At 71.3% G+C, this 19346-nt stretch carries 15 protein-coding genes; 11 read left to right on the top strand and 4 right to left on the bottom strand.

Going from position 1 to position 19346, the window contains the following annotated elements:
• The first annotated feature begins 223 nt into the window (after positions 1 to 223).
• Entirely contained in the window at positions 224 to 1660 is a 1437-nt protein-coding gene (locus HNR01_RS20445) for a phospholipase D-like domain-containing protein (protein ID WP_017483693.1), read from the top strand.
• On the opposite strand, the gene HNR01_RS20440 is transcribed toward HNR01_RS20445, so the two are convergent.
• Together HNR01_RS20440 and HNR01_RS20435 are read right to left on the bottom strand one after the other, a co-directional pair.
• Positions 1551 to 2330: an endonuclease/exonuclease/phosphatase family protein gene (locus HNR01_RS20440; protein ID WP_183669429.1), complete on the bottom strand. Its 780-nt coding sequence runs from the start codon at positions 2328 to 2330 to the stop codon at positions 1551 to 1553. The two genes, HNR01_RS20445 and HNR01_RS20440, sit on opposite strands and share 110 nt — an antisense overlap.
• A gap of 79 nt (positions 2331 to 2409) precedes the next feature.
• Positions 2410 to 3207 (bottom strand): enoyl-CoA hydratase, encoded by a 798-nt coding sequence (locus tag HNR01_RS20435; RefSeq protein ID WP_183669538.1) that lies wholly within the window; start codon positions 3205 to 3207, stop codon positions 2410 to 2412.
• Positions 3208 to 3342: 135 nt separating this feature from the next.
• Here HNR01_RS20435 and HNR01_RS20430 point away from each other — a divergent pair, with 135 nt between their 5' ends.
• The 10 genes from HNR01_RS20430 to HNR01_RS20385 all read left to right on the top strand — a co-directional run bounded on the left by HNR01_RS20430 (position 3343) and on the right by HNR01_RS20385 (position 17495).
• Positions 3343 to 3954, top strand: coding sequence for a nitroreductase family protein (locus tag HNR01_RS20430; protein WP_183669427.1), 612 nt, complete (start codon positions 3343 to 3345; stop codon positions 3952 to 3954).
• 140 nt (positions 3955 to 4094) lie between these two features.
• Complete coding sequence (locus HNR01_RS20425) at positions 4095 to 5717, top strand: AMP-binding protein (RefSeq protein WP_375373187.1); 1623 nt, start codon at positions 4095 to 4097, stop codon at positions 5715 to 5717.
• Between the two features lie 197 nt (positions 5718 to 5914).
• Positions 5915 to 7321, top strand: coding sequence for an adenosylhomocysteinase (ahcY, locus tag HNR01_RS20420; RefSeq protein WP_153874793.1), 1407 nt, complete (start codon positions 5915 to 5917; stop codon positions 7319 to 7321).
• 559 nt (positions 7322 to 7880) lie between these two features.
• A complete protein-coding gene (locus HNR01_RS20415; RefSeq protein ID WP_183669425.1) occupies positions 7881 to 10406 on the top strand; it encodes a sensor histidine kinase in 2526 nt (841 codons plus the stop codon).
• A gap of 153 nt (positions 10407 to 10559) precedes the next feature.
• A complete protein-coding gene (locus HNR01_RS20410) occupies positions 10560 to 12179 on the top strand; it encodes a bifunctional tRNA (adenosine(37)-N6)-threonylcarbamoyltransferase complex ATPase subunit type 1 TsaE/phosphotransferase (protein WP_017483701.1) in 1620 nt (539 codons plus the stop codon).
• A 46-nt stretch (positions 12180 to 12225) separates the two neighbouring features.
• A complete protein-coding gene (locus tag HNR01_RS20405) occupies positions 12226 to 12972 on the top strand; it encodes a nucleotidyltransferase family protein (protein ID WP_017483702.1) in 747 nt (248 codons plus the stop codon).
• 46 nt (positions 12973 to 13018) lie between these two features.
• A complete protein-coding gene (locus HNR01_RS20400; protein ID WP_153874797.1) occupies positions 13019 to 13468 on the top strand; it encodes a tellurite resistance TerB family protein in 450 nt (149 codons plus the stop codon).
• A gap of 256 nt (positions 13469 to 13724) precedes the next feature.
• Positions 13725 to 15704 carry an ATP-binding protein gene (locus HNR01_RS20395; protein WP_183669534.1) on the top strand — a complete coding sequence of 660 codons (1980 nt, stop codon included), beginning with the start codon at positions 13725 to 13727 and terminating at the stop codon, positions 15702 to 15704.
• 130 nt (positions 15705 to 15834) lie between these two features.
• Positions 15835 to 16038 (top strand): DUF3311 domain-containing protein, encoded by a 204-nt coding sequence (locus HNR01_RS20390; protein ID WP_183669423.1) that lies wholly within the window; start codon positions 15835 to 15837, stop codon positions 16036 to 16038.
• Positions 16035 to 17495: a sodium:solute symporter family protein gene (locus HNR01_RS20385; protein ID WP_183669421.1), complete on the top strand. Its 1461-nt coding sequence runs from the start codon at positions 16035 to 16037 to the stop codon at positions 17493 to 17495. Before HNR01_RS20390 ends, HNR01_RS20385 begins: the two co-directional genes overlap by 4 nt.
• A gap of 23 nt (positions 17496 to 17518) precedes the next feature.
• Here HNR01_RS20385 and HNR01_RS20380 read toward each other — a convergent pair whose 3' ends face one another.
• Together HNR01_RS20380 and HNR01_RS20375 are read right to left on the bottom strand one after the other, a co-directional pair.
• Positions 17519 to 18403: a metallophosphoesterase family protein gene (locus HNR01_RS20380; RefSeq protein ID WP_017483707.1), complete on the bottom strand. Its 885-nt coding sequence runs from the start codon at positions 18401 to 18403 to the stop codon at positions 17519 to 17521.
• Positions 18400 to 19323, bottom strand: coding sequence for a diacylglycerol/lipid kinase family protein (locus tag HNR01_RS20375; protein ID WP_183669420.1), 924 nt, complete (start codon positions 19321 to 19323; stop codon positions 18400 to 18402). Before HNR01_RS20375 ends, HNR01_RS20380 begins: the two co-directional genes overlap by 4 nt.
• Between the last annotated feature and the right edge of the window lie 23 nt (positions 19324 to 19346).

Raw genomic sequence — 19346 nt, 5'->3', positions numbered from 1 at the left:
CCTGACGCTGTGAGGAACGTGACCGACCGGACGCCACGCCCCTTGGCCGACCACCTGAGAACAAGATGGTGAAGGCTTTCGAAAGGCGGCGGCCGGAGCAACAGCCGTTCGAGGTTTGTTCTAGCATGCGGCGGTGATTTGTGGCGAGCCGCCTGTTCGCCGCCCCAGGCTTGGCTTATCTCCTGCGCCGTTCCCCGACAGGGCAGGGCGGCAAGGCGGACCGGTGGAAGAAGTCCTCACCCGATGGCTCGGCACGACGGCCTCGCTGCGCACCGAGATCGTCGCGGCGATCGGCCTCGTGCTGTCCCTCGGCGTCAGCACCCACGTGCTGCTGCGCAAGCGGGTGGTGGGCGCGGCGATCGGCTGGATCGGGCTGGCATGGCTGGCGCCGGTCTTCGGCACGCTGCTCTACCTCACCTTCGGCATCAACCGGGTCGAGCGGCGCGCCCGGCGGCTGAAGCGGCGTCCCTCACAGGCCGTCGACGACACGCCGCAGCCCTCCGCCCACGTGCCCGAGCCCTACCGCGCGCTCGACCGGGCGGTGCAGGCGATCACCGGTCTGCCGACGGTGGCGGGCAACCGGATCGAGGTATTCCGCAACGGCGACGAGGCCTATCCGGCGATGCTGGCCGCGATCGCCGAGGCCCGCCGCAGCGTCGCCCTGTCGAGCTACATCTTCCGCGACGACGAGATCGGCCAGGCCTTCTGCGCGGCGCTGCACGCGGCGCAGGAGCGGGGCGCCGAGACCCGCGTGATCCTCGACGGCATCGGCAGCGGGTACTTCTTCCCCGCGGCGTGGCGCCGCCTGCGCCGCCTCGGCGTGCCGGCCGGCCTGTTCATGCATTCCGTGCTGCCCTGGCGGATGCCGTTCCTGAACCTTCGCACCCACAAGAAGCTGCTGATCATCGACGGGCGGACCGCCTTCACCGGAGGCGTCAACATCTCCGACGGCAACCGCGTCCGCGAGAAGCCGGCCTTCCCGATCCGCGACACGCATTTCCGGATCGAGGGACCGGTGGTCGAGCACCTGACCCAGGCCTTCATTGCCGACTGGCTGTTCGTCAGCGACGAGGAGCTGGAGGGCGAGGCGTGGCTCCCGCCGCTTGAGCCGGCCGGCGCCGTGACCGCCCGCGTCGTCACCTCCGGGCCCGACGCCGACATCGAGAAGATCGCCACGGTCATCCTGCAGGTCATCGCCTGCGCGAAGTCGTCGATCCGGCTGACGACGCCCTACTTCCTGCCCAACGACCTCATCGTGAATGCCCTCTGCCTCGCGGCCACGCGGGGGATCGAAGTCGATGTCGTCATCCCGACGAAAAGCGATCACCGCTTCGTCGATTGGGCGACCCGCGGCCATATCGACCCGCTTCTCAGGAGCGGCGTGCGGATCTGGATCGACGGGCCGCCCTTCGACCACTCGAAGGCGATGACCGTCGACGGGCAATGGTGCTTCATCGGCAGCGCCAACTGGGATTCGCGCAGCTTCCGCCTGAACTTCGAGCTGAACGTCGAGGTCTACGACGTGCCGCTGGCCCGCACCCTCGAAGCCTTCATCGCGGGGAAGCGGCGGACCCGTCTGACGCTGGACGACCTCGGCGCCCGTTCGCTCCCCGTGCGCCTGCGCGACGCAGCCGTCCGACTGCTTCTGCCATACCTCTGAGCCGGCCGACCGCGGCGGCCCCCTCCGGCGCGGGCGCGAGGCGCACCACGATCGGGTGATGGTCGGACAGCCCGCGGGGCAGGACCGCGCGCTCGTGGCAGACGAGGCCGCGCACGAGGCAGCGGTCGAGCCGCAGCGGCAGCACGTTGACCATGGCATGGGTCGGTCGCCGGGGGCCGACATCGCGAAACCCCGGCACGAGGGCCGGTCCGACGATGTTGTAGTCGCCGAGCACCGCGGCCTGCTGCGGCAGGTGGCTCTCGATCCGCCGGAGCTGGCGCCGGTTCAGCACCTGCCCGTGGGAAAGGTGGACGTTGGCGACGCCGAACTCGCCCCAATCGAGCACTTGGCAGACCCGGTCGATCAGCACGCCGGAGGGGAGGGCGACGATCTCGGGCGGCTTCGTCCAGGGGATTGGGCTCCACATCGCCAGCCCGTGGATGCGCCCCGGCAGCTGCGCCCAGGCATAAACGCCGCCGACCCGGTCCTTGAGCGCGGCGATCTCCCGCGTCGCCTCCTGCATCAGCAGCAGGTCGGGCCGCTCCTGCTCGATCAGCGTGACGAGGCAATCCACCGCCGCGCCGGTGCGGCGCAGGAGGTTCCAGCTCACGATTTTTTTCGTGTCCGGACCCGGTTCGGGGGAGATCGGAGGAGGGCGTCTGAGGAGCATGCGAGTCCGATTGCCCAGGGGTCGTGACGGCTTGAGGGCGCCGCGGAGGCAATGCGCGGGCGGACGATCGGTTCGCGCCTCACCGCGCCTTACGGTCGAGAAAAGCGCCGATCCCCTCCTCCGCCGCCCGTGCCAGCATGTTCTCCGTCATCACCCGGCCTGCATGGGCGTAGGCCTCGGCCAGCGGCATCTCCAGCTGCTCGTAGAAGGCCCGCTTGCCGACCCGCACGGTGTACGGACTGCGCGCGGCGATGCCCGCGGCCAGCGCCTGAGCGGCCGCCAGGGCACCGCCCGCCTCCACCACCTCGTTGACGAGCCCGAGACGCCGGGCCTCCTCCGCATCCGCCATCTCGGCGGTGAGCAGCATCCGCATCGCCGCCTTGCGCGAGAGGTTGCGCGAGAGCGCCACCATCGGCGTCGAGCAGAACAGGCCGATCTGCACGCCCGGCGTGGCGAAACGCGCCTGAGCCCCCGCGACCGCCAGATCGCAGGAGGCCACGAGCTGGCAGCCCGCGGCGGTCGCAACACCCTCCACCGCCGCGATCACCGGCTGGGGCAGGGCGGGGATCGCCGACATCACGCCCGAGCACAGCGCGAACAGCGCCTCGAACCGCCTCGCGCCGCGGTCGGCCTCGGCCCGGTAGCCGGTCATCTCCTTCAGATCGTGGCCGGCGCAGAAGGCGGGGCCGGACGCCGCCAGCACCACGGCGCGCACGCTCCCGTCCTCCGCCAACCCGGCGAAGGCATGGCGCAGGGCTTCGAGCAGGGCGAGGGAGAGCGCGTTGCGGGCCTGCGGCCGGTTGAGGGTCAGGGTGGCGACGCCGTCGCGGTCGGCGCGCAGCAGAAGGGGGGTCGGGCCGGTCTCGCTCACGGGCATCCTCATCGCACCGATGTCGTCCACCTCGTTCTCGCGCGCGGCGCGGGACGCGGCAACACCACCCCCTAGCCCCCACTTGTGCACTGCCATACGGTGCGCCGCATCAAAGTTCCGCCAGCCTGGAGCCCGCCCCCGGTGACGACCGAGACCACCCGCCCGACGACCCGCACGCCCGACCACGCGATCGACTCGATCTTCCTCGAGCGCTGGTCGCCGCGCGCCTTCACCGGCGAGGCGGTGCCCGAGTCCGAGCTGCTCCGGATGTTCGAGGCGGCGCGCTGGTCGCCCTCGTCCTACAACTCGCAGCCCTGGCGCTTCGTCTACGCGCTGCGCGGCACCCCGGAATGGGAGGGGTTCTTCGACCTTCTCGTACCGGGCAACCAGAAATGGGCGAAGGATGCCGGCGCGCTCGTGATCCTCGTCTCGAACACACGAATGAAGGTCGGCGACGAGTTCAAGCCCTCGGCCAGCCACTCCCTCGATGCCGGCGCGGCCTCGCTCGCCTTCGCGCTCCAGGCCAACCGTCAGGGCTGGCACGTTCACGGGATGGGCGGCTTCGACAAGGAGCGGGCGGTGACGGCGCTGAACGTGCCCGAGCATCATCGGGTCGAGGCGGCCTACGCGGTCGGGCGGGCCACGCCCTGGGCCGACCTGAGCGAGGAGCAGCAGGCCAAGGAACAGCCGAACGGCCGCCGCCCGATCACCGATTTCGCCTTCCGCGCCGGGTTTCCGCAGCGCGAAGACTGAGCCCCGTCACTGCGCGTCGAGTGCGGATTGCGACCGGCGCGGCGAGGGCGGATGAGAGGCGATCGGTCCCGCTGCGGCGGGACCGGCAGGACGAAGCACGACCGGCGCCGGGGGGCCGCCGCAGGTTCGGGGACATTGCCGTGCCGGAGCCGGCCGACACTTACGAAAACCTCGGCGCGGATTTCCGCTGGGAGATCCCGGAGCGCTACAACATCGCGGCCGATGTCTGCGACCGCTGGGCGCTGACCGAGCCCGACCGCACCGCGCTGCTCGTGCTCGGGCCCGACGACCGGCCCGAGACGGTGAGCTACGGCCGCCTGCGCTCCGACTCGCTGCGGCTCGCGGCGGCGCTCGCCGCGCGCGGCGTCGAACCGGGCGACCGGGTGGCGGTGCTGCTCCCGCAATCGGCCGCGGTGGTGATCACTCACTTCGCCGCCTACCGATTGGGGGCGATCGCGCTGCCGCTCGCCGGCCTGTTCGGCGAGGCGGCCCTGCTTCACCGGCTCGCCGATTCGGGCGCGCGGGCCATCGTCACCGACGCCGCCGGGCTCGCCAAGCTGGAACGGCTGCGGGCCGAGCTGCCGGATCTCGTCACGATCCTCTCGGTCGATGGGGCCGCGGAGACCGCCGAGGATTTTTTCGCGGCTCTGGAGGCGGCTCCGGACGGGTTCGAGACGCGGGCGACCGGGCCGGACGATCCGGCGCTGATGATCTACACCTCCGGCACGACCGGTCTCGCCAAGGGGGCGCTCCACGGCCACCGGGTGCTGCTCGGCCACCTGCCGGGCTGGACGCTGATGCACGGCTTTCCCCCCGCGGGCACCGGGCTGATGTGGACCCCGTCCGACTGGGCCTGGGCCGGCGGGCTCCTCAACGTGCTGATGCCGTCCTTGCGCCTCGGCATGCCGGTGGTCGCCCGGGCCTCGGGCCGGTTCGAGCCGGAGTCGGCGTTTAGGCTGATGGCCGATCTCGGCGTCACCCACGCCTTCCTGCCACCGACCGCGCTGCGGATGCTGCGGGGCGTGCCCGATCCGCGAAAACGGTTCGACCTCTCGCGGTTGCGCAACATCGCCTCCGCCGGCGAGGCGCTCGGGGCCGAAACCTTCGCGTGGGCGGAAGCCGCTCTCGGCCTCACCATCGGCGAGGCCTACGGCCAGACCGAGTGCAACCTCGTGCTGGCCTCCTGCGCGCAGGCCGGCGTGGCGCGGGCCGGCGCCACGGGGAAGCCAGTGCCGGGCCACCGCGTCGCGGTCCTGCGCGGGGACGGGACGGAGGCGGGAACCGACGAGACCGGCGAGATCGCCGTGCGCGCCCCCGACCCGGTGCTGTTCCTCGGCTACTGGAATCAGCCGGAGGCGACCGCGAAGAAATTCCGCGACGGCTGGTGGATGACCGGCGACCAGGCCCGGCGCGATGCCGACGGCTACATCCGCTTCATCGGCCGCGAGGACGACCTCATCACCTCGGCGGCCTACCGGATCGGCCCGGCCGAGATCGAGGCCTGCCTCTGCGCCCATCCGGCGGTGGCCCTCGCCGCCGCGGTCGGCGTGCCCGACCCGCTGCGCACCGAGACCGTGAAAGCCTTCGTCACCCTGCGCGCGGGCTTCTCTCCCTCGGACGCGCTGGCCGCCGAAATCCTCGCCTTCGCCAAGGCCCGGCTCTCCGCCCACGAGGTGCCGCGCGCGCTCGCGTTTCGCGACACCCTGCCGATGACGACGAGCGGCAAGATCATCCGGCGACAATTGCGGGACGAGTCGGCCTAGGGCCGCGGCGGCATCCTTGTGCCAGCCCCACCCTGGAGTTAAACGCATAAAGACATCTTTATGTCTTGATTGCTCCCTAAGCCGAGCCCTGCTACAGGGATGGCCGACCCGGCCGGGTGAACCGGCCGATGCGCCGGGCCGAAGCGCCGGAACGACTCGCTGTTTCGCGCCGGCCACGACTGAAAAGGGATACCGAGATGGCAGCTGCCAAGGATTACATCGTCCGCGACATCGGGCTGGCCGATTACGGCCGCAAGGAGATCTCGATCGCCGAGACCGAGATGCCGGGCCTGATGGCGACCCGCGCCGAGTACGGCGCGAGCCAGCCGCTCAAGGGCGCCAAGATCGCCGGCTCGCTGCACATGACGATCCAGACCGCGGTGCTGATCGAGACGCTCAAGGCGCTCGGCGCCGACATCCGCTGGGTGTCGTGCAACATCTACTCGACCCAGGACCATGCCGCCGCGGCGATCGCCGCCGCCGGCATTCCGGTCTTCGCCGTGAAGGGCGAGACCCTGGAGGAGTACTGGGACTACACCTCGCGCCTGTTCGACTGGCATGACGGCGGCATGCCGAACATGATCCTCGACGACGGCGGCGACGCCACCATGTTCGTCCACCTCGGCCTGCGCGCCGAGAACGGCGACACCGCCTTTCTCGACAAGCCGGAATCCGAGGAGGAGGAGATCTTCTTCGCCCTCCTGAAGAAGAAGCTCGCCGAGAAGCCGAAGGGCTGGTTCGCGGGGCTCGCCGACTCGATCAAGGGCGTCTCCGAGGAGACCACCACGGGCGTGCACCGCCTCTACAACCTCGCCAAGGAGGGCAAGCTGCTCTTCCCGGCGATCAACGTGAACGACTCGGTCACCAAGTCGAAGTTCGACAACCTCTACGGCTGCAAGGAGTCGCTGGTCGACGGCATCCGCCGCGGCACCGACGTGATGATGGCCGGCAAGGTCGCCATGGTCGCGGGCTTCGGCGACGTCGGCAAGGGCTCGGCCGCGTCCCTACGCAACGCCGGCTGCCGCGTCATGGTCTCGGAGATCGACCCGATCTGCGCGCTCCAGGCCGCGATGGAGGGCTATGAGGTCGTCACGATGGAGGAGGCCGCGCCGCGCGCCGACATCTTCGTGACCGCCACCGGCAACAAGGACATCATTACGATCGACCACATGCGGGCGATGAAGGACCGGGCGATCGTCTGCAACATCGGCCACTTCGACAACGAGATCCAGGTCGCGGGTCTCAAGAACCTCAAGTGGACCAACATCAAGCCGCAGGTCGACGAGATCGAGTTCGCCGACGGCCACCGCATCATCCTGCTCTCGGAAGGGCGGCTGGTGAACCTCGGCAACGCGACCGGCCACCCGAGCTTCGTGATGTCGGCCTCCTTCACCAACCAGACGCTCGCCCAGATCGAGCTCTGGACGAACCCCGGCAAGTACGAGCGTCAGGTCTACACGCTGCCCAAGACCCTCGACGAGAAGGTCGCGGCCCTGCACCTCGAGAAGATCGGCGTGAAGCTCTCCAAGCTCCGCCCCGATCAGGCGGCCTATATCGGCGTGCCGCAGGCCGGCCCGTTCAAGCCCGAGCACTACCGCTACTGATCGGACCTCGCCGGGCCCAGCATCCCCTCTGGATGCCGGGCCCGGGGACGTCCCCACGTGATCCGGGCCACGTGATCCGGGCATGGGCCGGAAGCGGGTCGGGTTCGACCGGATCAGCCTCCAGCAACAAGATTCGCGAAAGAAGCCCGGCCCACGGCCGGGCTTCTTTCGTCTGGCGGCAAGCAGATCGCCAGCACCGGCCGCCTGGATGGATTCGGCGACACTGTTTTCGCGTCGCGCCGCCCCCCTGGATCGCCGCTCCCGGCACCGCCCGGCCCGCCGATCACCCGTGAGACTTCGTCAAGGGGCCATTTCGGTGGTGTGGCTTTTGGGTGCTGTGCGTCGCCGGAATGCAGGGCGGACCCGTTCGAAGCCATAAAGGCGCTTCCAGCCGGAATCGCCCCCGCGTTACAGTGGCGCGAATCTTCGGAAGCAGGTGCCCGCGCGTCGGCGAGCCGGACGCGACGGCAGGCATGTGCCCGGCGCTTTCCGGGAACTTTCCAGGCCGTGGGCGCAAGCCCCGCGGAGCGCCGGGCATGGTGGGTTGTGGGGGCGGGACATGGGTCTGGAACGGGCGGCGCGCGTTCTGTCGCGCGTCGGCGTCCTCGTCGTCGCGGCGCCGGTGGCCGCACTCGCCGAGGGCGCTCCGTCCATCGAAGCGAAGCCGATGCTGGGAGCGATGCAGACGCACAACGTTGCCGGCCTCGCCGTCGTTCTCGGCCTGATCCTGTTCGCGACCATCCTGTCGCTCGTCTACCTGCGCGAGCGCGTCAGCTGGACACGCAAGGAACGCGTGTATCAGGACGAGCTCGCCCAGCTCCGTGGCGCCCATGACCGGGCCGAGATGCTGCTCCATTCCGAGCGCCAGGTGCTCGTCGCCTGGGCCGGGCGCGGCGAGCCGAGCATTGTCGGCGACGCGGGGTTCGCCCAGGACCTTCGCCAGGATCTGCGGAGCCAGGATGCGCGCGGGAGCCAGGGCGGCTCGCGGCACCTGCTGACCTTCGGCACGTGGCTCACGCCCCAGGACGCGCAGCTCCTCGAGGCGGCGGTCGCCGCACTGCGCGAGCGCGGCACCGGCTTCCGGACGAACCTGCGCAGCCTCGCCGGGCGCTTCATCGAGGCGCAGGGGCAGGCGGTGGGCGGCCGGGCGCTGCTGCGCCTGCGCGAGACCACCGAGGAGCGCCGCGAGCTGATCGAGCTGCGTCACACGCTGGACGAGGCCAAGCGCGGCCTGACCGCGCTCGCAGGTCTGCTCGACGCGATCCCGCAGCCGGTCTGGCACCGCAGCCCGGACGGGGCGCTCGCCTTCGTCAATGCCGCTTATGCCGCCGCCGTCGAGGCCCCGAACCGCGAGGCCGCCCTGAACCACGGCCTCGAACTTCTCGACCGCGGCGCCCGTGAGCAGATCGCCCGCCAAGTGCGGCGGCCCGGCCTCGCGCCCCAGCCGCTGCGCCTCTCGGCGGTGGTGGCGGGCGCGCGCCGCACCCTCGACGTCAGCGAGAGCACCCTGGAGACCGGCCGCGTCGGCATCGCCGTCGATGTGTCGGAGCTGGAGAGCGTGCGGGCCGACCTGCAGCGGCAGATGGATGCCAATGTGCGCACCCTCGACCAGCTGCCGACCGCGGTGGCGATCTTCGACGCGCGCCAGCGCCTGATCTTCCACAACGCCGCCTACCAGCGCCTGTGGGATCTCGATCCGGCTTTTCTCGAAGGCCGCCCCCTCGACGGCGAGATCCTCGACCGCCTGCGCGCCGCCCGCAAACTGCCCGAGCAAGCCGATTTCCGCTCGTGGAAGGCCGATGTGCTCGCCGCCTACCGGGCAGTCGAACCGACCGACACGCCCTGGTACCTGCCCGACGGACGCACCCTGCGGGTCGTCGCCGACCCCAATCCGCAGGGCGGCCTGACCTATCTCTACCACGACGTCTCGGAGAGCATGAAGCTCGCCTCGCGCTACGACGCGCTGATGAAGGAGCAGGCCGAGACGCTTGAGGCGCTCAAGGAGCCGGTGGCGGTGTTCGGCGCCGACGGGCGCCTGACGGTGGCCAACCGCGCCTTCGCCGTCACTTGGCGCCTCGACCCGGCGACGCTGGCGGGCAAGCCGCACGTCGATGCGGTGATCGCCGCCTGCCGCGCGCTGACGCCGGACCAGAGCCCCTGGGCCGGTATCCGGCAATCGATCACCGGCCTGTCCGAGACCCGCAGCGGCCATGCCTGCCGCCTCGACATCAACGACGGCACCGTGCTCGACTGCTCCTCGCAGCCGCTGCCGCTCGGCGCCACGCTGCTGACCTTCATCGACGTCACCGCGAGCGCCAATGTCGAGCGGGCCCTGACCGAGAAGAACGACGCCCTGGAGCGCGCCTCGCAGCTGCGCGACACCTTCGTCCACCACGTCTCCTACGAGCTGCGCTCGCCGCTCACCAACATCATCGGCTTCACCCAGCTCCTCGGCGACGAGACCGTCGGCGCCCTCAACGAGCGCCAGCGCGAATATTCCGAGCACATCATGCGCTCGTCCGCCGCGCTGCTGGTCATCATCAACGACATCCTCGACCTCGCCTCGATCGATGCCGGCTCGCTCGAACTCCAGCGCGAGACCATCGACGTGCGCTCCACCGTCGAGGCCGCCGCCCGCGGCATCGAGGACCGGCTGGCGGAATCCGATATCGGCCTCGACCTCGACGTGCCGGAGGACATCGGCAGCGTCTTCGCCGACGGCAAGCGGGTGCGCCAGATCCTGTTCAACCTGCTCTCCAACGCGGTCGGCTTCTCCGAGCCCGGCCAGCAGGTCCGCGTCGAGGCCCGACGCGAGGGGACGGCGCTGCGGCTGACGGTGATCGACCGCGGCCGCGGCATCGCGCCCGAGATCATCGACCGGGTGTTCGACCGGTTCGAGAGCAACACGCTCGGCACCAAGCATCGCGGCGTCGGCCTCGGTCTCTCGATCGTGCGCTCCTTCGTCGAGCTGCATGGCGGCCGCGTCGAGATCCACTCGGCGCCGGGGGCGGGCACCCGGGTCACCTGCCTGTTCCCGGTCGAGACGCCGCCGGGCAACAACGGGCTCGCCGAGGCCGCCGAGTAGCGGAGCGCCGGCGCGATCGGGCCGAGAGCGGTCGACGCCGAAGGGCGGGGCTCAACGCGGACGCGGAAAAAGGGTTAAACATCCCCCGCTAGGATGGTTGAGGCTTAACCCTGATCGGGGTGGCCGTTCGCGGGATTGCGGAGGATTGGGGCGTTGAGCGAGGTTCCGGACAGCACGGCGGGAAGCCCGCGGCCCGGCCCGTCGCAGGGGGAGGCCCCGTCGGCTCAGCGGCGCGGCGCCTGGGAGGTGCTGCTGCCCGAGGAGGGCGCCACCGAGGACATGGCCGCCTTCCTGGCCGGCATCCTCCGGCCCGGCGACCTCGTGGCCCTGTCCGGCGGGCTCGGCGCCGGCAAGACCACCCTCGCCCGGGCGATGATCCGCGAGCTGGCCGGCGACCCGGCGCTCGAAGTGCCGAGCCCGACCTTCACGCTGATGCAGCCCTACGAGACCCGCGCCGGCCGCGCGGTGATCCACGCCGACCTCTACCGCCTGCGGGGCCCCGACGAACTGGTGGAACTCGGCTTCGACGAGCTCTCCGAGACCGCGATCACCCTGGTCGAGTGGCCCGAGCGGCTGGGCGCCCGCGACAACCCCACCCTGACCGTCGAACTGTCCCTGCGGGCGGAGTTCGGCGAGGAGGCGCGCCTCGTGCGGATCGACGGCAGCCGCGACATGCGCGAGCGGCTGGAACGCGCCCGCGCCGTCCGGGCGCTGCTCGCCCGCAGCGGCTGGGACGAGGCCGACCGGGTTCTGATGCAGGGCGATGCCTCCTCGCGCGCCTACGAGCGCCTCGTGAAGCCCGGCGGCGAGACCGCCGTGCTGATGATCTCGCCCCCCCGCCCCGACGGGCCGCCGGTGAAGGACGGAAAGCCCTACAGCGCCGTCGTCAAGCTCGCCGAGAGCGTCCACGCTTTCGTCGGCATGGACCGGGCGCTGCGCGCGATCGGCTTCTCGGCGCCGAAGATCCTGGGCGAGAACCTCGATGCCGGCCTGCTGATCCTGGAGGATCTCGGCGCCGAGCCGGTGACCGAGAACGGCGCGCCGCGGCCCGAGCGCTACGCCGAGGCCGTCCGGCTGCTGGCCAAGCTCCACGCCACCGACCTGCCGACGACGGTGCCGGTGAGCGAGGGGATCGACCACGTCATCCCGCCCTACGACCTCGAGGCCCTGCTGTTCGAGGCGGAGCTGCTGCCGGAATGGTACGCCCCCGCCATCCGCGGCACGACGCTGTCGCCGGAGGCGCGCGCGACCTTCCGCGACCTCTGGACCGAGGCGCTCAGGGACTTGGTCGCCGAGCCCGCCACCTGGACCCTGCGCGACTACCACTCGCCCAACCTGATCTGGCTGCCCGAGCGGACCGGGCTGGAGCGGGTGGGGGTGATCGACTTCCAGGACGCGGTGATGGGCCACCCGGCCTACGACGTCGCCTCGCTGCTCCAGGACGCCCGGGTCGATGCCAGCGCCGATTTCGAGCTGCGGCTGCTCGGCCTCTATATCCGCGAGCGCCGCGGTCGCGACATCGGCTTCGACATGCAGGCCTTCGCCCGCGCCTACGCCGTGCTGGCGGCGCAACGCGCGACCAAGATCCTCGGCATCTTCGCCCGCCTCGACAAGCGCGACGGCAAGCCGGGCTACCTCGCCCACCTGCCGCGGATCGAGGGCTATCTCGCGCGCAACCTCGCTCATCCGGCGCTGGCGTCGGTGCGGGCCTGGCACGAGACCCACCTGCCGAGCCTCGTCGCGGCGCGGCCGGACGCCGACCCGTCTCCTTGATCTCCGCCCTGACCGCTCTCCTTTCGAACCGGCCCGCGAACGCGTCATGAGCGACGAGCAGAACCCCAAGAAAATCACCCGCGCCTTCGTGCTCGCGGCCGGCCTGGGCAAGCGCATGCGCCCGATCACCGCGACGCTCCCCAAGCCCCTGGTCGAGGTCGCCGGCAAGGCGCTGATCGACCACGCCCTCGACCGGGCGGCGGCAGGCGGCATCGAGACGGCGGTGGTCAACGTCCACTGGCTCGCCGACCTGATGGAGGGCCACCTCGCCCATCGCACCGGTGCGCCGGAGATCGTCGTCTCCGACGAGCGCGACGCGCTGCTCGAGACCGGCGGCGGCGTGAAGAAGGCGCTCGACCGGTTCGGCGACGAGCCCTTCGTGGTGTTCAACTCGGATTCGTTCTGGCTGGAGGGGCCGCGGCCCAATCTCGGCCGGCTGATCGAGGCCTGGGATCCCGACACGACGGACATCCTGCTCCTCGTCGCTCCCACCGCGACGAGCCTCGGCTACGAGGGGGCGGGCGACTTCTACATGGACCCGGACGGCCGGCTGAGCTGGCGCGGCGAGCGCGAGGTCGCGCCCTTCATCTATGCCGGCGTGGCGATCCTGAAGCCGGAGCTGTTCGCCGACACGCCGGAGGGCTCCTTCTCCCTGACCCTGCTGTTCGACCGGGCGATCAAGCGGAACCGGCTCCAGGGGCTGCGCCTCGACGGGCAGTGGCTGCATGTCGGCACGCCGGAGGCGATCGAGGCGGCCGAGGCGCGGGTGCGGGAGAGCGCCCGGATCGTTTGACCGGCATCCCCGTTGTCGGGGCTCTGCCGCGGGGTTTTGTCAGGACATGAGCCTTCTTCACGACGCGGTCGAGCGGTTCCGCACCACGCTCAAGGCCTATGCCGGCGACGAGACGCTGATGCAGGCGGCCGTCTCGGCCTGCGCCAACGTCGCGGTCGCCGACGGCGAGTTGATGAGCGAGGAATTCGAGACGGCGCTGGCCGGCATCCGGGCGAACCCGATCATCGAGAAGGGCTACGACAGCCTGATGCTGGAACACGCCCTCTACGAGGCGCTCGGCCGCGCCCGCACCCGCGCCGGCCGCGCGGAGAACCTCGTGCGCATCGGTGCCATCGCCGGACGATCCGAGGAGCAGCGCCGCAACGTCTTCCTCGTCGCGGCGGACGTGGCCGACCACGAGGGCATCGGAAGCGAGGAGCACGCCGCGCTCGCCGAGGTCGGCGCCGCCCTGCGGCTCGACGGAGACGCGCTGCTCCGGCGGTTTCCGGAGGTGTGAGCCGGACCCGAGCATCCTGAACACTTCATCTCCCCGCATGCCGGGAGAGGCGAAAGCTCGGCGGAGCGGATCGGCAAAAGTCCGTCGTTCCCGCTCACATCCCCTTAAGCCTCTTTCTCAAGCGGCGCTTCACGCGCGGCTGGCACTGTCGCTCCCCTGACGTGCCGGGCCTCCGGCTCGGGCCGGCCTTGAGGGGACCTGCGTGGAACCGATAACCCTTGCGGTGAGCGTGATCGGCCTGAGCATCGCCGCCGCGATGCTGGCGCTGGTCCTGGTGTCGCTCCGCCGCACCTCCGTGGTGCCGGATTCCGATGTGACAGAGGCGCTTCAGGACCGGCTCTGGCAGATCGCCGAGAGCGAGGAGCGCTACCGGGTTCTGGTCGAGGCCACGACGGAGGCCGTGGTCCAGCGGGACGGTCAGGGACGGATCACCTTCGCCAGCGAGGGCTTCGCCGCCCTGCTCGGCGTGAAACCGCTGGATCTGATTGGCTCGACGCTGACCCCGCAGGTGATCGAGCGCGGCGCGAGCGAGCAGCGCTCCGACGGCGTCAGGGTGATCGAGGAGCGCCTGCTGCCGGTGGACGGCGTGCCGCGCTGGTTCTCCTTCATCGAGATGGCGGGGACCGGCAGCGCGAACGGTCCGAGCTCGCTGCGGGCCGGGCACGACGTCACCGAGCGCGTCGAGGCGGCGCGCTCGCTCGACGAGGCGAAGAGCCGGGCCGAGGCCGCCAACGTCGCCAAATCGCGCTTTCTCGCCACCGTCAGCCACGAGTTGCGCACGCCGCTGAACGGCATTCTGGGCATGGCCGACCTCCTGCTCGAGACCCGGCTCGACCCCGAGCAGCGCACCTATGTCGAGGCGTTCCGCACCAGCGGCAAGGCGCTGCTCGGCCTCGTCGACGGCATCCTCGACTTCTCCCGGATCGAGGCCGGCCGCCTCGACCTCGCCGCCGAGCCCTTCGACATCGCCGCCGTGGTCGAGGGCGTGGTCGAGCTGCTGGCGCCGCGCGCGCAGGACAAGGGCCTGGAGATCGCCCTGGACATCGCCGACGACCTCGCGGCCCTGCGCGTCGGCGACGCCGACCGGGTGCGGCAGATCCTCGTCAACCTCGCGGGCAACGCCATCAAGTTCACGCAGAGCGGCGGCGTCGGCGTCGGCCTGGCGCGCGCGGGGGAGGGGCTCGTCCTCACGGTGGAGGATACCGGGCCGGGCATCCCCGAGGAGCGCATCCCGATCCTGTTCGAGGAGTTCGAGCAGGGCGACGACAGCGCGAGCCACGAGGGCACGGGGCTGGGGCTCGCCATCACCCGCCGCCTGGTGGAGCGCATGAGCGGCACGATCGAGGCCCGCTCGACGGTCGGGCGCGGCTCGACCTTCCGGGTGGTGCTGCCGCTGCCGGCGGCGGAGGGGGCAATGGCCCCCGGAAGTCCCGGCCTCGCGCCGCGAAAGGTGCTCATCGTCGCCGATTCCGCCTTTCAGGCGCCGTTCCTGGCGCGGCGCCTCAGCCGCTCCGGTGCGGCGGCGGTGGTCGTGAACAGCGTGGAGGCCGGCCTCGACGCGCTCTCGGGCGTCGCCTTCGACGCGCTCATCGCCGACCGCAGCCTGGGCGATGCCGCCGTGCGGCGGCTCGCGGCGGAGGCCGCCCGCAGCGGCGTGCGCTGCAGCCTGATCCTGCTCTCGCCCTTCGACCGGCGCGAATTCGGCGCCCCGAACGCGGCGGGCTTCGACAGCTACCTGATCAAGCCGGTGCGGGCCCGCTCGCTGTTCGACCGCCTGCTGGAGCCGCGGTCCGCCGCCTCCGCCGAGGCGCCGGCCGAGCCGGCCGCGGAGCCGGCGCTCGCCGGCGGCGCGCCGGGCCGCCGGGTCCTGCTGGCGGAGGACAACCCGATCAACGCGCTGCTCGCCACCAGGGCTCTGGAGCGGCTCGGCGCGCGAGTGATCCACGTCCGCGACGGGCTCGAGGCGCTGGCGGCGGCGGACGGGCAGGGACCGTTCGACCTCGCCCTGATCGATATCCGCATGCCCGGCCTCGACGGCCTGGAGGTCGCCCGCCGCATCCGCGTCCGCGAGGCCGAGGCCGGCGCGGCCCCGCTCCACCTCGTGGCCCTCACGGCCAATACCGGCCGCGAGGACGTCGCCGCGGCTCACGCGGCCGGCTTCGACGGCTTCCTACCCAAGCCGCTCAACCTGCGCGCCCTGCCGGGGCTGCTGGACCGCCGCGCGGAGGCGGCCTGAACGCAAAAAGAGGATTTCATCCCCTCGCCCTGGTGCGAATTCTGCCTCATGGTCCCCGCCGACACGACGGGGAACGCATGACTGGACCACGAGGCTGTCATCCTGGGGCATCGCCGGGGAGGGGCCGGCGATGAAGCTGATCCAGTGGCTCGCGGCTCTGCCCGCCCTCGGGATGCTGGCGGGACCGTTCTTCCTCAACCGGGTCGAGCCCCTGGTGCTCGGCATGCCGTTGCTGCTGGCGTGGCTCGTCGGCTGCACGGTCGCGACCTCGGCCATCATGGCGCTGATCTACCTCACCGATCCCGCCAACCGGGAACCGGGGGAGGGACCATGAACGCGGCGCTTCCGATCATCGCGCTCGCCGTGGTGGTGGCGCTCGGCCTCGGCCTGCGGGCCCGCTCCGGGCACGACATGGACATGGAACAGTGGAGCGTGGGCAAGCGCGGCTTCGGCACGCTGCTCGTCTTCCTGCTGATGGCAGGCGAGATCTACACCACCTTCACCTTCCTCGGCGGCTCGGGCTGGGCCTACGGCAAGGGTGGGCCGACCTACTACATCCTCTGCTACCTGACGCTGATCTACGTCATCTCCTACTGGATCCTGCCGCCGGCCTGGCGCTTCGCCAAGGAGCGCAACCTGTTCTCGCAGCCCGACTATTTCGCCGCGCGCTACGACAGCCGGAGCCTCGGTATCCTGGTCGCGCTGGTCGGAATCGTGGCGCTCGTTCCCTACATGGTGCTGCAGCTCAAGGGCCTCGGCATCATCGTCGCCACCGCCTCCTACGGCGCGATCTCGCCGACGCTGGCGATCTGGATCGGCGCGGTGGTGCTCACCGTCTACGTCATGGTCTCGGGCGTGCGCGGCTCGGCCTGGACCGCCGTGCTCAAGGACTTCATGATCCTGTTCGTGGTGATCTTCCTCGGGATCTATCTCCCGTATCACTACTACGGCGGCATCGGCGCGATGTTCACCGCGATCGACGGCGCCAAGCCCGGCTTCCTCGCCCTGCCGGACCGCGGCCAGAGCGCGACGTGGTTCGCCTCGACCACGCTGCTGACGGCGCTCGGCGGCTGGATGTTCCCGCACATCTTCGCCTCGATCTACACTGCGAGCGACGCCCGTACCTTCCGGCGCAACGCGGTGTTCCTGCCGCTCTACCAGCTCATGCTGCTGTTCGTGTTCTTCGCGGGCTTCGCCGCGGTGCTGCAGGTGCCGGGGTTGACGGGGCCGGACGTCGATCTCTCGCTCTTCAAGATCGCACTCCAGACCTTCCCGCCGTGGTTCGTCGGCATCATCGGCGCCACGGGTGTGCTGACCGCCCTGGTGCCGGGCTCGATGATCCTGATCGCCGGCTCGACGCTGATCGCACAGAATCTCTACCGGCCGCTGGCGCGCAACGCGACCGACGCCACCACCGGCCGTCTCGCCAAGGGCATCGCGCCGCTGCTGGCCCTCGCCTGCGTCGGTTTCACCCTGTACGGGGGCGAGACCATCGTGCAGCTCCTGCTGATCGGCTACGCGGTCGTCACCCAGCTCTTCCCCGCCTTCATCTTCAGCCTCATGCCCAACAACCCGCTCACCCGGGCAGGGGCCATGGCGGGCATCCTCGCCGGCGTGGCCGCGGTCGCGGTGACGGTGGTCGGCGGCTACACGCTCGCCAAGCTGTTCCCGGGCCTGCCGGGGCCGGTGCAGGATCTCAACATCGGCGTCGTGGCGCTGGCGCTCAACCTCGCCGTGGCCTTCGCCGTCAGCCTCGCGGGCCGCGGGGGGCAGCGGACGGCAATCCCCTGAGGCCCGGGAGGATGGCCGGGCGGTCAGCGCCCGGCCGGTTCCGGCTCGCCGGCGCGTTCCTCCGTTGCGTCCGGCACGGAGTCGTCCACCCGCGCGTCCTCGAAGGCCTCGCCGGTCCAGATGCGGACGGTGACGGTCGCCCGGCCGTCCTCGACGACGATCCGGTTGTAGGCGTTGGGCTCGTTGCCGCGCAGCCGCGTCGAGGTGGCCGAGCCCGCCTGCACCGCGAGCAGCCGGGCGCCGCCGGCCTGCGCCCGGCCGCGGTCGACCGCGACCGTGTCGGGCTCGGTGCCGGTCTCCGGCGCCTCGGCAAAGCGGGCGTAGTGGCGGTGGAGATGGCCGGCCAGCGTCAGCCCGACGCCGTGGCGGCGGAAGGCGTCGAGAGCCTCGTCGGCGCGGCCGACGAGGCGGGCCTCCGCGTCCCAGGGCGGCGGCATGAAGGGGTGGTGGCCGACCACGATCCGGAACACGTGGTCCGGCAGCGCCGCCAGCCGCTCCTCCGTGCGGGCGATCTGCGCCCGGGTGATCTTCCCCTGCGACCAATCGGTCTCCGGCGCCCAGGTCCGCACCGTGTTGAGGCAGACCACCGCGATCTCGTCGTCGAGGAAGGTCGGTTCGGTGTCCCGCGCGATGAAGCGGCGGTAGCGGCCGAAGGGATGGAAGAAGCGGGTGAAGAGCTTGAAATAGGCGATGTCGTGGTTGCCCGGCACCGCGATCCAGGGTGCGGTGAGACCGTCGAGGAAGGCGCGCGCCTCCGCGTATTCCTTGCGCCGCGCCCGCATGGTGAAGTCGCCGGAGGCGACGATCAGGTCCGGCGGATCGCGGTTCAGCTCGTCGGCGAGCCCCTCGACCACCGCCGTGTCGGTGCGGCCGAAATGCAGGTCGGAGATGTGGGCGATCCGTCTCACTCTGCCAGCTCCTTGGACAGATCCTTGGCCGCCTCGGGGACGATCACGGTCAATGCGCGAGGCATCAGGCGGTAGCGCAGGGGCGGGGCGATCAAGCGGACCTCTCCATCGTTCATCACCCGCAAGGCCCGCCTCCGGGCGGAGACGGCGAAACGGGTCGCACCGCGACGCTCCAGGCCCGGCAGCTGCCGCCAGCGGCCGAGCCCGAACCCGAGCGCCAGACGGGCGATGCGCCACGGCGAGAGGCGGCGGGCGATGTAGAGCGTCAACTCGCCGCCATCGACCTGGCTCCGTTCCAGAATCCGTCCGGGCCCCTCGGCGTAGTCGTTGTTGACCACCGCGAGCAGGCGGAGGCGCAGCCGCGTCCGCCGCCCGTCCTGCGAGAGCACCGCCGAGAGGCGCGGATAGGGGCCGAGATGGCGCAGGCTCGCCGCGGCGAGCCGCAGGAGCGCCGCGAGGCCGAGGCGCCGCCCGCGAAAGGCCTCGCGGTGGCGGACCATGCGGGCGGGCATGCCAAGCACCGAGTTGATGAGGAAGAGGTGCCCGTTGACGCTGCCGACATCGACGGCGCGGCTTCGCCCCGCTGCGAGGACGGCGACCGCCGCGTCGAGATCGAGCGGGATGCCGAGATCCTTCGCCAGCAGGTTCATGGTGCCGAGGGGCAGGATGCCGAGGGCGACGCCGCTGCCCGCGAGCATCCCGGCCGCGCAGTTGAGCGTGCCGTCGCCGCCCGCCACCGCCACCGCCGCGACGCCCTCGATGCGCAGGGCGGCCCGCAGGCGCTCGGGCAGGGGCAGGGTCTCGTCCGGTTCGGGAAGGAGGTCGAGGCCCGCCGCCCTCAGCCGCGCGCGGACCGCGTCCGGCGTCACGCCGCCGGCGAAGGCGCCCGACGCGGGGTTGGCGACGAGGACGATCCGCATGTGGCTCCGAGACCCGCCCGTAT

This window comes from Methylorubrum rhodesianum, assembly GCF_014199985.1.
Classification (GTDB): domain Bacteria; phylum Pseudomonadota; class Alphaproteobacteria; order Rhizobiales; family Beijerinckiaceae; genus Methylobacterium; species Methylobacterium rhodesianum.
Note: the sequence above shows the minus strand (reverse complement) of the source record. Positions and strands in the feature narration are given on the sequence as shown.

Bases quoted from the DNA above. Each gene is read 5' to 3' on its own strand.
- HNR01_RS20440 (WP_183669429.1), bottom strand. From the start codon at position 2,330: ATGCTCCTCAGACGCCCTCCTCCGATCTCCCCCGAACCGGGTCCGGAC.
- HNR01_RS20435 (WP_183669538.1), bottom strand. From the start codon at position 3,207: ATGCCCGTGAGCGAGACCGGCCCGACCCCCCTTCTGCTGCGCGCCGAC.
- ahcY (WP_153874793.1), top strand. From the start codon at position 5,915: ATGGCAGCTGCCAAGGATTACATCGTCCGCGACATCGGGCTGGCCGAT.
- HNR01_RS20415 (WP_183669425.1), top strand. From the start codon at position 7,881: ATGGGTCTGGAACGGGCGGCGCGCGTTCTGTCGCGCGTCGGCGTCCTC.
- HNR01_RS20405 (WP_017483702.1), top strand. From the start codon at position 12,226: ATGAGCGACGAGCAGAACCCCAAGAAAATCACCCGCGCCTTCGTGCTC.
- HNR01_RS20400 (WP_153874797.1), top strand. From the start codon at position 13,019: ATGAGCCTTCTTCACGACGCGGTCGAGCGGTTCCGCACCACGCTCAAG.
- HNR01_RS20395 (WP_183669534.1), top strand. From the start codon at position 13,725: ATGCTGGCGCTGGTCCTGGTGTCGCTCCGCCGCACCTCCGTGGTGCCG.
- HNR01_RS20390 (WP_183669423.1), top strand. From the start codon at position 15,835: ATGAAGCTGATCCAGTGGCTCGCGGCTCTGCCCGCCCTCGGGATGCTG.
- HNR01_RS20385 (WP_183669421.1), top strand. From the start codon at position 16,035: ATGAACGCGGCGCTTCCGATCATCGCGCTCGCCGTGGTGGTGGCGCTC.
- HNR01_RS20375 (WP_183669420.1), bottom strand. From the start codon at position 19,323: ATGCGGATCGTCCTCGTCGCCAACCCCGCGTCGGGCGCCTTCGCCGGC.